General features: G+C 60.2%; 12 protein-coding genes. 2 read left to right on the top strand and 10 right to left on the bottom strand.

The genetic code is table 11. The features are described 5' to 3' along the window. Positions 1–21: 21 nt before the first annotated feature. The 9 genes from FJU30_RS14080 to FJU30_RS14040 form a co-directional block, all read right to left on the bottom strand. Positions 22–963, bottom strand: coding sequence for a type II secretion system F family protein (locus FJU30_RS14080; RefSeq protein WP_150435596.1), 942 nt, complete (start codon positions 961–963; stop codon positions 22–24). A gap of 1 nt (position 964) precedes the next feature. Beyond that, positions 965–1,948 (bottom strand): type II secretion system F family protein, encoded by a 984-nt coding sequence (locus tag FJU30_RS14075; RefSeq protein WP_150435595.1) that lies wholly within the window; start codon positions 1,946–1,948, stop codon positions 965–967. Further along, positions 1,945–3,402, bottom strand: a complete 1,458-nt coding sequence (locus FJU30_RS14070) for a CpaF family protein (protein ID WP_150435594.1) — start codon at positions 3,400–3,402, stop codon at positions 1,945–1,947. The genes FJU30_RS14075 and FJU30_RS14070 overlap by 4 nt, the downstream gene beginning before the upstream one ends. Further along, positions 3,399–4,607: an AAA family ATPase gene (locus FJU30_RS14065; RefSeq protein ID WP_150435593.1), complete on the bottom strand. Its 1,209-nt coding sequence runs from the start codon at positions 4,605–4,607 to the stop codon at positions 3,399–3,401. Before FJU30_RS14065 ends, FJU30_RS14070 begins: the two co-directional genes overlap by 4 nt. Before the next feature lie 2 nt (positions 4,608–4,609). Then, the gene (locus FJU30_RS14060; RefSeq protein ID WP_223881586.1) at positions 4,610–5,023 is read right to left on the bottom strand and encodes a CpaD family pilus assembly lipoprotein; all 414 of its coding nucleotides are present in this window, start codon (positions 5,021–5,023) and stop codon (positions 4,610–4,612) included. Between the two features lie 32 nt (positions 5,024–5,055). After that, on the bottom strand, positions 5,056–6,414 hold the full coding sequence (locus FJU30_RS14055; RefSeq protein WP_150435592.1) for a type II and III secretion system protein family protein: 1,359 nt from the start codon (positions 6,412–6,414) through the stop codon (positions 5,056–5,058). After that, a complete protein-coding gene (gene cpaB, locus FJU30_RS14050) occupies positions 6,404–7,336 on the bottom strand; it encodes a Flp pilus assembly protein CpaB (protein ID WP_150435591.1) in 933 nt (310 codons plus the stop codon). The genes FJU30_RS14055 and cpaB overlap by 11 nt, the downstream gene beginning before the upstream one ends. A gap of 80 nt (positions 7,337–7,416) precedes the next feature. Further along, a complete protein-coding gene (locus tag FJU30_RS14045) occupies positions 7,417–7,938 on the bottom strand; it encodes an A24 family peptidase (protein ID WP_150435590.1) in 522 nt (173 codons plus the stop codon). An 8-nt stretch (positions 7,939–7,946) separates the two neighbouring features. Beyond that, a complete protein-coding gene (locus tag FJU30_RS14040; RefSeq protein ID WP_223881585.1) occupies positions 7,947–8,135 on the bottom strand; it encodes a Flp family type IVb pilin in 189 nt (62 codons plus the stop codon). A gap of 1,597 nt (positions 8,136–9,732) precedes the next feature. Here FJU30_RS14040 and mgtA point away from each other — a divergent pair. Further along, positions 9,733–12,435, top strand: a complete 2,703-nt coding sequence (mgtA, locus tag FJU30_RS14035) for a magnesium-translocating P-type ATPase (RefSeq protein ID WP_223881589.1) — start codon at positions 9,733–9,735, stop codon at positions 12,433–12,435. 56 nt (positions 12,436–12,491) lie between these two features. Here the strand turns inward: mgtA and FJU30_RS14030 are convergent, their stop codons facing one another. Continuing rightward, positions 12,492–12,761 (bottom strand): hypothetical protein, encoded by a 270-nt coding sequence (locus FJU30_RS14030; protein WP_150435588.1) that lies wholly within the window; start codon positions 12,759–12,761, stop codon positions 12,492–12,494. A 315-nt stretch (positions 12,762–13,076) separates the two neighbouring features. Between FJU30_RS14030 and FJU30_RS14025 the strand changes: the two genes are divergently transcribed. After that, positions 13,077–14,054 carry a putative B6 ABC transporter substrate-binding protein gene (locus FJU30_RS14025; RefSeq protein ID WP_223881584.1) on the top strand — a complete coding sequence of 326 codons (978 nt, stop codon included), beginning with the start codon at positions 13,077–13,079 and terminating at the stop codon, positions 14,052–14,054. Positions 14,055–14,186: the final 132 nt, after the last annotated feature.

Below are 14,186 nucleotides of genomic sequence, written 5' to 3'. Positions count from 1 at the left end.
CGTTACCTTTCCGTTGTGTCGTCATTGTTGCTGTGAGGCGAAAAAAGCGATTAATCCCAGCACCGCCGGTCCGGCCGCCACAATCAATACCGTGGGCAGAATAAACAGCATCATCGGCAGGGTGATTTTGACCGCCAGCTTTGCGGCCGCTTCTTCCAGCCGCATCATGCGGGCGGTGCGCTCCGAGCGCGCCAGAATACGCAGCGCCTGAGTAATGGCGGTGCCGTACTGGCGGGACTGCAGTAAGGTATTGACCAGCGTATTGACCGACTCCAGCCCGGTACGCTGCGCCAGTCGCTTCAGCACAACGTCCGTATCGTTGCTGATCTGTAGCTCGCCCGAGGTCAGGCGCAGCTCATCCGCCAGCGCCGGGCAGACGATGTCCATCTCCTCCGCCACCCGCTGAATGGCGCTGTTCAGCCCCAGACCGGCGTTGGTACAGATCACCAGCAGGTCGAGAGCATCCGGCAGCCCCTGCTGGATCAGGTGCTGACGCCGCACCACTAAACGGTCGAGGACAATACGCGGCAACAGCGTGCCCAGATAGACCGCCAGCAGACACAGCAAAATGCCCCAGAGCTGATTGCCGCCCAGCAGCGGCCAGATAAACGCCGCCACCAGCGCCAGCAAAACCAGCACCGACAGCAGGGCCAGCGCGGCGACGATCATCAGCGCCTGTGAGCCGCGAAACCCGGCGGACACCAGTTTGCCGGCGATTTCCGTACGCTGAGCGGCGCTGAACAGCGGCGCCAGCTGGCCAACGGGCTGCAGCAGCCCGATCAGACGGCGGATAAACGGATGGCGGCGCCAGGATGGCCGCTGTAGTGACTGCTGGCTGCCCCGACGCAGCACCTCGGCGCGCAGACGCTCATTGAGCCGCGCGCGGCGGCTGGTGCGCGCGTACAGAAACAGCGCGGCTCCCGCTATCGCGCACAGCGCCGCCATCAGGTTCAATAGCGCCATCTCAAACCTCCATGCTGGCTATTTTGCGGATCAACAACACGCCGAGCAGCAGCATAATGCCCGCCGCCCACAGCATCTTTTGCCCGGTGGGCGTTTCAAACAGCACGCCGATATAGTCCGGACTGAGCGCAAACAGCGCGCCGGTGATAAAAAACGGCAAGGCCGCCAGGATCAGGCCGGACAAACGTCCTTCCGCCGTCATCGCTTTGGTTTTCAGGCGCAGATCGCGCCGGGCGCGAATAATGGCGGCCAGATTATCCAGCGCCTCCACCAGCGAGCCGCCGGTATCGCGCTGCAGCGCCAGACATACGGCGAAAAAAGCGAAATCGGGCAGTTCCACGCGCAGTACCGCGTCATCCATTACATCCTGAATATCGTTGCCCAGCAGCAGACTGTCGCCCATGCGGCGAAACTCCGGGCCGAGCGGCGCGCTGAAGTGTTCGCCGACATTGCGGATGGATTGCGTGATCGGAATCCCGGCCTGACTGGCGCGGGTAATCATATCCATCGCGTCCGACAGCTGGTTGAGGAAGCTGACCTGAAAACGATCCACCTGTTTACGATAAAGCAAGACCGCAACCGCCAGCGGCGCCAGCAACAGCGCCGCGGGAATGCTCCACCAGGTTATGGGCAGAAAACCGAGAAACAGCAGCGCGACGGCCAGCGCCAGAGTCCCCAGCACGCTGCCGCTCAGAAGACGGTTGCCCTGACGCCCGGCGACGGTATCCAGCCGGTTGAAATAGTAGCCCAGGGTGCCCATCGCTTCGCGCCGCCGACGCTGACGCGCTTCCGCCTGAGCGCGCTCCAGCTCCTGCAGGATTTTCTGCCGCGACGCGTTATGCGACGCGCCGGTGACGCTTTTCAGCCGCAGCCGGATACGCGCCGCCGCGCGATGGCGCAGCACATCATGCAATACCATCAGCGCCAGCCCGGCCAATACCACGGCGACGAAGCTCGCGATCATGATGATATCGGCCTGATTCATGGATGCACCGCCTCCAGCAGCGCCGTTTCCATGCCGAAATAGCGCGCGCGCTCGGCGAAAATCGGCCGCATATTGCTGCTGTCGTAGGTGCCCTTCACCTCGTCGTCGTAAGCGCTGGCGTCATAATTAAAGCGAAACAGCTCCTGCATCACGATTACGTCGCCCTCCATGCCGGCCAGTTCGGCGATGCTGGTGATGCGCCGGGTGCCGTCGCGCATACGCTCCACCTGCACGATCATATGTACCGCGCTGGCGATCTGCCGGCGGATGGAATAGAGCGGCAAATTGCCGTTGGCCATCAGCACCATGCTTTCCAGCCGGATCAGCGCATCGCGCGGATTATTGGCGTGCAGGGTGGTCATCGAACCGTCGTGGCCGGTATTCATCGCCTGCAGCACATCCAGCGCTTCCAGCCCGCGGGTTTCCCCCAGAATGATCCTGTCCGGCCGCATACGCAGCGCGTTGCGCACCAGATCGCCCTGGGTGATCTTGCCGGTGCCCTCCAGGTTCGCCGGCCGCGTTTCCAGTCTCAGGACGTGCGGCTGCTGTAGCTGCAGCTCCGCCGCATCCTCAACGGTAATGATACGTTCGGAAGTGGAGATAAAACGCGACAGCGCGTTGAGCAGCGTGGTCTTGCCCGATCCGGTACCGCCGGAAATAAGAATGTTCAGCCGGCTGGCCGCTGCGATTTCCAGCACCCGGGCCATCGCGGGCGACAGACTGCCCCTCGCGGCCATGCGCTGCAGCGTCAGGTTCTTGCGCGAGAATTTACGGATCGAGATCGACGCGCCGTCGATCGCCAGCGGCGGTAAAATGACGTTCACGCGGCTGCCGTCGGTCAGGCGGGCATCCACCATCGGGCTGCTTTCATCCACCCGCCGCCCCACCGAGGAAGCGATGCGTTGGGCGACGCTGATCACATGCGCGTTATCGCGGAACTTAAGCGGCGTCAGCTCCAGCTTGCCGAAACGTTCGACGTAGATCTGATCCGGACCGTTCACCATGATGTCGGAAACCGTATCGTCCTGCAGCAGCGGTTCGATCGGCCCGATCCCGAACATGTCATTGAGGATCTCCTGCCCCATCAGCCGCTGTTCGGTCTGCGTCACCGGCATGCCTTCGGCGACCACCGTTTCCTCAATGATCGCCTCCACGTCGAGCCGCACCTCGTCCCGCGAACGCTGTAGCGCGCTGGAGACGTCTATCGTGGCGAACACGGTTTGTCGGATACGGGCATAGTGGTCGGAACGCACCACCGAATCTTCCACGCCGGGCAGTCGATACGACGCCGACGCATTTTCCGGCGTCATATCCGTTGCCGCTACCGGAGCTGGCGACGGAGCGGCCGCCGGCGCGCTATTTGGTCGCTCGCGCGGCTCCGTCGCCGGCGTTTCAGGCGATGGCGCGAGGCTGAACGGCGTGGCCGATCTGACGGGTTTGCGACCGAAACTCATGCCGTTTTCCCTCTGCGCAGCGCTGGCCACCACGCCGTTTTCGGTTTACTTTGCGCCTCGCCGGTCAGGATGCCGGCCAGCTGTTTGATGCCGCGCGCGAACTCGCCGCGTTCGGGCAGCGCCTGAGCCAGATTTTCCGCCAGCGACAGCGCCTGCGCGTCATAGCCGATGTGCACCGCCACCGGCAGATCCACCGTTTTCATAAAGTCGTTAATATTCACTTTGTTGCGGTTGAGCGGCTGCGTCTGATTCACAATGCTGTACACGGTGGCCGGATTGGGGTGGGCTTCGATATGGCGCGCCAGTCTGACCAGCGTACGCGCCGAATATACCGACGGCTCCGTCACCACGCAGGCCAGGCTGGCGTGCAGAAACGCCTCGGACGCCAGGGCGCCGCCGCGCTGCGGCACATCCAGCACCACATAGTGAAAATGCTGGCTCAACGTGGTCAGCAGTTCGCCCAGTACGCCTTCGCTGGCCTCGAACGGATCCATATAGTCCAGCTCGGCGCCGAGAGCATACAGCCGGTTATCCGCCGTGGTCAGGGTGCGTTCCAGGTACTGCGGGTCCAGCCGGCTGACGTTGCCCATAATCTCCACCAGCGAGTTGCCGCCCGACAGGCCGAGCATGCTGGTGCCGCTGCCGCCATAGAAATCGAGGTCGATATAGGCGACGCGCCGGTGGGCGCCGCCGGCGGACAGCGCGCGGGCCAAATGCACCGCCACGCTGGTGGTGCCGACGCCGCCGCGCGTGCCGACCACCGCGATCGCCTTGCCCAGCCGGCGCTGCCGCACCGGATTGTGATCGTCCTCATCCAGCACGCGACGCAGCAACTCGGTGCCCAGCGGCTTCACCAGATAGTCCTGCACGCCGCGCTGCAGCAGGTTGCGATACAGCCCGATATCGTTGCGATCGCCGACGACATAAACCTGCACCGAAGGTTCGCAGGCGTTGGCCAGCCGATCCAGCTCATCCAGCGGCCCGCTGGAGCCGGCGATATCGACCAGCAGGCGCTGAGGCGAACGGCCGACCTTTTTCAGCCAGGCGATGGCGTCGTCGATATTGCCGCGCTCAACCCGGCAGTCGTTGACGGTGCTGGCCTTCAGAAAGCGCGTCAGAGACTCCTTGCTGTCGGCGTCCTGCACAAAGGCCGCGAAGGTCACCGCGCGTAATTCACTGCGATCTTTATCGCCCAGAACACTCATGGTCACTCACTCACTTTTTTCGTGGAATGGGTTTCCCGCAGCGGTTCAACCTGGTTGTCGCGATAGCGCTTTACCGCCAACCCCGCCGCATCCGCCTGCATAGCGCGGTACGGCTGCGGCGCGGCCAAATCCTGCGGGCGCGCCAGACTCACCGCCAGGTTGGTATAGGTGGCGCAGCCGAACGCAATACGCCAGCGATCGTTATCGCGCCAGTCGCGCTGCGGCTGCAGCAGAGACGCGCAATCCGGCGGCTGCGCGACCCACTGAGTCCCCTGCTGCTGTAAGCGGATGGACGAAACATCCGGCATACCGTCGACATCCCGTTGCCACCCGCGTCCACAGCCGGTCAGCAGCGTCAGCGCGCCGCCGGCCGCCAGCCAAACGAGGCATCGTCCCAGCCCGGTTACTCTCATCATCACTCTCCCGTAGTTATTCGGATCGCGGGTCGTCAATAAACAAAGCCGGCTGCGCCCGTCAGGCGTGGAACCTTGCTCTGCAGCGGATCAAAGCCGATCTTTTTATGCAGCATGTATTCGATATCGGAACTGGCGCGCATGCTGTCCAGCGGCGTCGCCATCTGGCCGGCGGCGGCCGGGCGAACCAGATACGGCGTGACGATCACCACCAGCTCGCTTTTACTGTTTTGATAATCCGAAGAGGAAAACAACTTGCCCAGCACCGGAATAGACCCCAGGCCGGGCACTTTCGACAACACGTCTCTGACGTTGTTTTGCAGCAGGCCGCCGATGGCGAAACTCTGCCCGCTGCCCAATTCAACCGTGGTTTCCACCCGCCGCACGGAGATGCCGGGGATGGTCAGCCCGTCGATCGTGATGCTGCTGTTGGCGTCGATCTCGCTAATCTCCGGCCGCACTTTGAGGCTGATGCGATCGTCGGACAGCACGGTGGGAGTGAAATCGAGCGCGACGCCGAAAGGTTTGAACTCGATGGTGGTGGTTTCCGACTCCTGACGCACCGGCACCGGAAACTCGCCGCCCGCCAGGAAGCTGGCGGTTTGGCCGGACACCGCGGTCAGGTTCGGTTCGGCCAGGATGCTAATCAACCCTTCTTTATCCAGCGCGTCGATCATGGTGTCGATCGAAGTGCTGCCCGATTTGAATCCGCCGATGATGCCGTAAGAGCCGGACTGCGTGGTGTAATTGGTCACGCCCGAGGCGGTGGTGGCGAAGTTGCGCGTACCGCCCAGCCCGAGCAAGAAATTACCCGGTTTGCTGGTAATGGCTTCCCAGTTGACGCCGAACTGCTGAGTGACCGCGCGCGACACTTCGGTGACCCGCACCCGCAGATGCACCTGCACCGGACTGGCTATCGACATTTGGTTGAGCAACTGTTCCTTGTCGTTCAGCCAGGGGCGAACGGTCTGGCTGATGGCCTCCGCCGTTTCGGCGTTGGGCACCGAACCGGCCACCATAATGGTGCCTGGCGACGAGGTCAGCGACAGACGCAGCGCCGGAAAACGCTGGCGCAGCGTCGTCTGAATCTCGGCCAGGTTATGGCGCACCACCACCGTGCGCTGCAACAGCTGTTTGCCGGCGCCATCCAGCGCGTATAGCGAGGTGGTGCCCACCCGCTTACCCAGCACCAGCACCGCGCCCGGCGCCGGCGACTGAACATCGGCGATCTCCGGGTCGGCCACGAACACCGACTCCATCTGGCCCGATACGCGCAGCAGTTCGCCCTGACCGACCGCCAGCGCCATCGTCTGCGCCGCGCCCGCCGCGCCGGCCGTCATACATAAAGCGGCCAGCGCTAGCGCCAATCCTGGCCATGAAATCTTAGCGAGCATAGGTGTTAAATTCCTGTTCCTGACGTTGACTGCCCCGCAGAATGATCACCCGACGTGATCTTTGCGGGCCGATGGTTCCTTCCGCGGCGGCGTCCGCACGTTTCTCGCCCTCCAGCGCGCGCGAAACATCATTGCCCCATACCGGGCGCGACGCCTCCCCGCGGGCGCTGTCCCACGCGACGACCGAGGCGGTCGCGCCGGACGCCGCGTCATGATTGCCCTCCTCCCGGTCTTCCCGCGCGAAACTGCGCAGCGCCATGGACAGGTTGCCCAGCTGCGCCGCCACCGTCACCGCTTCGGCGGCGCGCGGCGCCACCTCAATGGTGACCGTTCTGGCGCGATTCGCCTTGCCGCTCTCTTCCGTCTGGCGCTGGATGCTGGAGCCGACGGCGATAATCCGCGCCCGTTCCACCACCGTTTCACTCACCACCAGGCGCGTATCGCGGTTATGATTATTCTCTTCCTGGCGCATCCGCTGGGTCAGAATGATATCGACGAAATCCCCCGGCTGAATCAGCCCCGCGTTGCCGGACACGTCATCCACCGGCACCGAAACGGCCCGCATGCCCGGCTTTAATACCGCGGCCAGAAAACCGGGCGCGTCGGAGCGAATAATGTCGCCGGCCAAAATCGGCTCTCCCGCGGCTATCGGCTTGCGCAACAGCGCGCCGCTTAATTTGGCCTCGTCGCGCCCCTCGCGCAGCGCGCCCTGCGGCTCTTTGCCGTCAGGCCAGGCTTGCCAGTTCATATCCCCTTCGCGCAGCAGCAATCCGGCCGGCAGCGCCGCCGCCGCGACCCGCACCTGCACAACCTGGGCCGGCGGCGGCGCGATGCTCTGACTGCTGACGAACCACAGACGCGCAACGACGGCCAGCAGCGCCGCGGCCAGCAGAATTAAGGCAAATTTCAAGACTGAAGACATCAACAGGCGACTCCCGGCTCGATGATCAGATGGCTGAAAAAAGCGACCTGTCGTTGAAAAATTTCTTGCGGATGGCAGGGCTAAGACAACAGCCCCTGGCTGAGCAGCGCCGTTATTCCGCCGGCTACCAGCGCGACGCCATAGGGCACCCCGCGCCGGGCCGACAGAAGGTAACCGGGCGACAAGCCCGGCTGCTCCGCGCGCGCCGCTGACGCGGCCGGCGGCCGCTTAGTCGTCAAACGGTCCGCCAGCCAGCCAGCTATTCCGATCAGCGCGCCGACCAGACCAATCGCCACCAGTACGGAGGCCGCGGCATGCGGCCCCGCCCACATCATCACTACCGTGCCCAATTTGACATCGCCGCCGCCGGCGCCGCCGCGCAAAAACGGCAGCAGCAGGAACAGAAAGGCCAGCGCCCCCACCAGGCAGTGGGCGGCGAACTCTCCCCCGCTCATCCCCTGACTCGAGGCGTAAGCGGGAAACAGCAGAGCGTAATAGCCCACCCAGCGATTAGGTAAACAACGCCGGGTCAAATCGGCACGGATTAATAGTCCGAACAGGACGATTAACAGCGCAATAATAATGGGCGTAAAAAAGGGCATTAATTATTTTACTTTGAAGCTTCTACCGCTTTGCTAATCGATGAACCGGCATTCGTAAACAGCGAACTGATTTGGTCCTTGAATCCAGTAACCCCGGTTACCACAACCACGACAATTACACCGGCCAGAATGGCGTATTCCAGGGCGGAGACGCCGCGTTCATCCTTCTGCAATGACTTAAATAATTTACGCATCATTTTTCATTCCTTAAAATTTAATATTAAATAAACACCCACGCACGACCGATCACCCCCGGCAAACATAAGCAAGCCAGACGTCATCAACTTGTCAGAAAAATAACTCAGTGAATGAAAAGTTTTTCTTATCCAGGAACCACAAGAAATGAGAATAATCTTAAGGCATACCGACTAATTAACTCAAGAGTTTTAGCGCATTTTCTATAAAAAACTGATAATGCAAATAGGATAAATCACAAATAAACAGCTATTTTTCCCTAAAAAATAATGAGTTATTTCAATTGTTGTTTGTCTACACATTCAATAAGAAAAGAAAACTTCATACGGTAAACAAAAAATTCATAAAACAGACTGATAATCGTTTTTGATTATGTATTAACAACGTTGATGTCAGCAAACCAGGAACATTCGCGCAGCCAATAAATGATTATCAATCGTTACGCTACGTTAGTATTTAATTAATGTAATCAGTAGCGCCGCGCCATCAAAATGAGCGATAGACAAAATGGGCCAGGATAATAAAATACCGCCACACTATCCAAAATTAATTTTATTAGATAATAAAAATTTTACTTATATTTATATAATATTCTGGATGATTTGCCGCGCCGTTTTCCCTGTTTATTTAATTTTTGTTGTTCTAACGGATAAAAAATCGGCAATAATTATCTCGCCGGACAATTTATAGCGACTGCGTCAGGCGCTATATCCTGCCCTGTTCCGGTTACCGAAACGTTGATGTCACTCAATTCCGCACGTCGGATAATAGATTTCTGCTTACAGTTGCGTTGCCTGCGCGTAACGATTCGGCTCATGCCGGGAAATCCCGCGCGAGAGTGCCGCGCAGGATAGGCGGCGGCAAAAACATACGGCCGGCCCCTGCGCGGCCGGCGAAAATTTTTCAGTCCGGGCGTTTAGCCAGGGTTTAGAAACCGGGTTTACAGGCCGACATGGCGTCTTTATAGTTCAGGCTCGTCAACTTAGCGGAGACCCTTTTGGACAATCCCGGTTTTTATACTCAGGTCGATTTTTGCATTCGATCACGGGCAAGCTGACTCATCATTTCCGATCTGTTGCTTGCCGGTTCTGGCGGGCAGCATCACTCCACCTTTACGGACTGTTGCATCCCCTTACTGATAATCGCGTCGCGCGGCGTTTACGCCCGCAGTGCATCTGACAAGGAGACCACATGGACGATAACCCCCGAATATCCGGTAAACCGCGCCGGGCGGCATAAGGGAACAAGATCCACGCCGTTTACTCCAGATCATTCGAGCGACAGGGGAGCCAACGCGCCCGTAGCTTGAAGTATAACGAGTACACACCTTCCGTTCCTCTTCTCCCGCCCGTAACGCTTAATCATTTTTATCCCCTTCATCTTTCAGATGGCGGGAGTGTCGGCCGCACCCGGTGATCCGCATTTACGGATCGACGTTGCCGCCCCGCTCACGGAATCAGCCCGGCGCTGAAAACTCGGCCGCCTGCGTCTTTCCACGCCCTGGAAGCGGTTGGGCGCAGCCCGCTTACGCCCCGGGAAAACCGGGATGCGCGCCCCTGCGCGGCGGACAGAGCAAAAGAGAATATGAACATGACCAACATGACTAATCAGAACGTGCCGCGCCGCGCCGGGCAACCGAAAACGGCGCCCGCTTTCGCCATCGCCCGCGAGGCGCAAAACAGCCTGGATCAGACGCTGGCAAATCTGAATACCCATCGGTATGGTTTAACCGGGGACGACGTCGCCGAACGCCTGCAAACCTATGGCGAAAACCGGGTGGCGCATGAACAAGCGCCGCACGCGCTGCTGCAACTGCTCGCCGCCTTTAACAATCCGTTCATTTATGTGCTGATCGTGCTGGCGGCCATCAGCTTTATGACCGATTACTGGCTGCCGCGGCTGCAAAACGAACAAACCTCGCTGGCCGGCATCACAATCATGGTGGTGATGGTCGGCCTGAGCGGTCTGCTGCGTTTCTGGCAGGAATACCGCACCAACAAAGCCGCCGAAGCGCTGAAGTCGATGGTGCGCACCACCGCCACCGTGCTGCGCCGCGCCGCCGATAACGCCGCGCCCGCACAGCAGGAGGTCCCGCTGCAGCAGTTGGTGCCCGGCGACATTCTGTACCTCTCCGCCGGCGATATCGTACCGGCCGACGTGCGGCTGATCGCCTCGCGGGATCTGTTCGTCAGCCAGGCGGCGCTGACCGGCGAATCGCTGCCGGTGGAAAAATATGACCTGCTCGGCGACATCCGCGCCAAAGACGCGCAAACGCATCAGATCGGCGAACAGGATCTGCTGGCGCTGTCGGGAGTGTGCCTGATGGGCACCAGCGTATCCAGCGGCACGGCCACCGCCGTCGTGGTGGCTACCGGCAGCCATACCTGGTTCGGCTCGCTGGCGAAATCCATCGTCGGCGCCCGCGCGCAGACCGCGTTCGATCGCGGAGTCAGCAGCGTTAGCTGGCTGCTGATCCGCTTTATGGCGGTGATGGTGCCGATCGTGTTGCTGATCAACGGCTTTACCAAAGGAGACTGGATGGAGGCCAGCCTGTTCGCGCTGGCGGTGGCCGTCGGCTTAACGCCGGAAATGCTGCCGATGATCGTCTCTTCCAACCTGGCGAAAGGCGCGATCGCCATGTCGCGCCGCAAAGTGGTGGTGAAACGGCTGAACGCCATCCAGAATTTTGGCGCCATGGACATCCTCTGCACCGATAAAACCGGCACCCTGACGCAGGACCGCATCATCCTTGAACACCATCTTGATATTCACGGTCGCAACGACGAGAGCGTACTGCAGCTGGCCTGGCTAAACAGCGCGTACCAGAGCGGTATGAAAAACCTGATGGATAAGGCGATCATGCGCTTCGGCCGGAATAAGCCGGCCATCGCCGCGCTGAAACGCTATCGCAAAATCGACGAGCTGCCGTTTGATTTTATCCGCCGACGTCTGTCCATCGTGCTGGCGGACGAAGACAATCGCCAGCGGCTAATCTGTAAAGGCGCCGTGGAAGAGATGCTGGCGATCGCCACGCACATCTGCGAAAACGGCCGGCCGGCGCCGCTGGACCCGGCGCGCCGGACTGCGCTGCATACGCTGGCGCAACGCTACAACCAGCAAGGCTTTCGCGTCCTGATGATCGGCGCGCGCGAACGGCAGCCGGCCGAGATCGCGCGGCCATTACGCGTCAGCGACGAACGCAATCTGGTGATCCACGGCCTGTTGACCTTCCTCGATCCGCCGAAAGAGAGCGCCGCGGCGGCGATCCGCGCGCTGCATGAAAACGGCGTGACGGTGAAAGTCCTGACCGGCGACAATCCGGTCATCACCAGCAAAATCTGCCGCGATGTCGGCCTGGAGCCCGGCGAACCATTGTGCGGCGCGCAGCTCGACACGCTGAGCGACGAACGACTCGCCGGGCTGGTCGAACAACGTACGGTATTCTGCCGCCTGACGCCGTTGCAAAAATCACGCGTACTCAAAGCGCTGCAGGCCGGGGATCATACCGTTGGCTTCCTGGGCGACGGCCTCAACGACGCCCCGGCGCTGCGCGACGCCGATATCGGTATTTCCGTCGATACCGGCACCGATATCGCCAAAGAATCGGCGGATATCATCCTGCTGGAAAAGAACCTGTTGGTGCTGGAACAGGGGGTGATAAAAGGACGCGAAACCTTCGGCAACATCATTAAATATCTGAATATGACCGCCAGCTCCAACTTCGGCAACGTGTTCTCGGTGCTGGTCGCCAGCGCCTTTATTCCCTTTCTGCCGATGTTGGCGATCCATCTGCTGATTCAGAACCTGATGTACGACATCTCGCAGCTATCGCTGCCGTGGGACAAAATGGACAAGGCGTTTTTACGTAAGCCGCGCAAATGGGACGCCAAAAACATCGGTCGTTTTATGATTTGGATCGGCCCGACCTCCTCTATTTTTGATATCACCACCTACGCGCTGATGTGGTTTGTATTCGCCGCCAACAGCGTGGAACACCAGGCGCTGTTCCAGTCCGGCTGGTTTGTGGAAGGATTGCTGTCGCAGACGCTGGTGGTGCACATGCTGCGCACCCGCAAGATCCCGTTCATCCAGAGCACGGCCGCGCTGCCGGTGATGCTGACGACCGGACTGGTGATGGCGCTGGGGATTTATCTGCCGTTTTCGCCGCTGGGCCCCCTGATCGGACTACAGTCTTTGCCCTGGGCCTACTTCCCGTGGCTGGCCGCCACGCTAATCGGCTATTGCACGGTCGCCCAGTTGGTGAAACTCGCCTATATTCGCCGCTTCGGCCAGTGGTTCTGACGCCGCGCGCCCGGAAAAAAAACGCGGCGACGGAAGCCCAACGCCGGAAATGAGGTTCAGCCCGCCGGATCAGAGGCGGGCCGGCAGTTAACGCGCTGCGCGCCGGCCGCGCAGCGCAGCGTGATCGGTCGCGGCGCGCGGCCCCGCCGATCCGGCAGCGCCAGTTGCCGGCGGGAGTTATAGGCGTCGCGGCTTTCCCCGCACCACAGGCTCTGCACCGGCATCCGATCCTGGTGCGCATTCAGCACAAAGACTTCGCCCGTCGCGCTGTTTTTCCACAGATTAAAGCGCAGGGTTTTTCCTTGCTGAATATCGCCCAGTGCCACAGAATACCAATGTGCAGTAGAAGCAGAACAAGTCAACGGGCTATTCCCGCTGTTCGTCAGCGTGACCGGAATAATGCTCAATCCCCATGTTCCCCGTCCGGTTTCACTATTTTCTGTTGCGATAGCCGCCGTACAGTTAATTAACATAAGGAATAAAAATGATGGTAAGGCTTTCATAAATCACTCCGCAAACAGCCACGCGCAGGCTGGCGACGCCACAGCAAAAATTTTTCCGAATCAAAGTTAATGATGAATCGATACAGGGTGAACATGGTGATAAAGCGCGCACTGAAATATGCGGGAACGATAACACTTTTGGCGGCATTATGCAGTTCGGCGCAGGCCGCCGAAGTGAAATCCATTGCGATTTTAACCCCGGAGCAGGGAACGGATTTCGGCTGGAATCAACAGGGCATTGACGCCGCGCGAGCGGCGGGCAAAGCGGAAAATGTCGACGTAATGGTGGCGGAAAATCTCGGCTATGGCGATGCGCGCCCGACGCTGCGCGATCTGACCGACGACGGCGCGCAGCTGCTGATCGCCCACGCCAGCGGCTACAACATGGCCGCGCCGGAGATCGGCGCCCAGACGCAAATCCCCGTCGCCATCACCGACCGGCCGGACGCGCGCAAAGAGGGAGCGGTCGCCGACTATACCTCCAGCGGCCACGAAGGCGCTTATCTGGCGGGCGTGCTGGCGGCCAAAATGACGCGCACCGGCACCCTGGGGATTGTCGTTTCCGGCGAGCCGCCGTCATGGAACGCCCAGTCCAGCGCCTTTATCCAGGGCGCGCGGGCGACCAAAGCCGATATTAAGATCCGCTATGCGGTGATCGGCCCGGCCGCCTACAGCGACGCCGCCGGCGGCAAACGCGTCACCAGTTCGGTGATCGCCGCGGGCGCGGACATTGTTTTCGGCCAGGGCAATGGTTCCAGCTTCGGCATGCTGCAGGCGGTGGAAACCAGCAAAGCCATCGACGGCGGCAAAGTCTACTTTATTGACGTCATCGGCGATAAATCGAGTATTGATAAAGGGAATTTACTCAGTTCGGTAATCTGGAATCTTACGCCGGTATTTACCGCCATGATCCAGGATTTAAAAGCCGATAAATTCGGCAGCCGCAATTACACGACGTCATTAAAAGACGGCTCCGTGAGTTTATTGCAGACTAAACATATTCCGGCGGATATCTGGCAACAGGTAAACGCAGTGAGCGATGAAATTAGCAGCGGTAAACTCACCGTGACGCCGCACTATGACGCGCGCTTCCTGCATAATCTATTGGGCGGCTGACAAACGGCGTCCTGAGAAGGCCTCCCGTCCGTCGCGTGGACGACAAGCGATGCCGGCGCCGGCGGGTAATAGCGGCGGCGCGCGCTGAACGTGACGAATAGAGTATTGATATCAAGTGGCTATAAAAATGAG

The sequence above is a fragment of the Affinibrenneria salicis genome, from assembly GCF_008710095.1.
Note: the sequence above shows the minus strand (reverse complement) of the source record. Positions and strands in the feature narration are given on the sequence as shown.

Excerpts from the sequence above, each read along its gene's own strand:
- FJU30_RS14080 (WP_150435596.1), bottom strand. The coding sequence starts at position 963 with ATGGCGCTATTGAACCTGATGGCGGCGCTGTGCGCGATAGCGGGAGCC.
- FJU30_RS14055 (WP_150435592.1), bottom strand. The coding sequence starts at position 6,414 with ATGCTCGCTAAGATTTCATGGCCAGGATTGGCGCTAGCGCTGGCCGCT.
- FJU30_RS14040 (WP_223881585.1), bottom strand. The coding sequence starts at position 8,135 with ATGATGCGTAAATTATTTAAGTCATTGCAGAAGGATGAACGCGGCGTC.
- FJU30_RS14075 (WP_150435595.1), bottom strand. The coding sequence starts at position 1,948 with ATGAATCAGGCCGATATCATCATGATCGCGAGCTTCGTCGCCGTGGTA.
- cpaB (WP_150435591.1), bottom strand. The coding sequence starts at position 7,336 with ATGTCTTCAGTCTTGAAATTTGCCTTAATTCTGCTGGCCGCGGCGCTG.
- FJU30_RS14060 (WP_223881586.1), bottom strand. The coding sequence starts at position 5,023 with ATGATGAGAGTAACCGGGCTGGGACGATGCCTCGTTTGGCTGGCGGCC.
- FJU30_RS14045 (WP_150435590.1), bottom strand. The coding sequence starts at position 7,938 with ATGCCCTTTTTTACGCCCATTATTATTGCGCTGTTAATCGTCCTGTTC.
- mgtA (WP_223881589.1), top strand. The coding sequence starts at position 9,733 with ATGACTAATCAGAACGTGCCGCGCCGCGCCGGGCAACCGAAAACGGCG.
- FJU30_RS14070 (WP_150435594.1), bottom strand. The coding sequence starts at position 3,402 with ATGAGTTTCGGTCGCAAACCCGTCAGATCGGCCACGCCGTTCAGCCTC.
- FJU30_RS14065 (WP_150435593.1), bottom strand. The coding sequence starts at position 4,607 with ATGAGTGTTCTGGGCGATAAAGATCGCAGTGAATTACGCGCGGTGACC.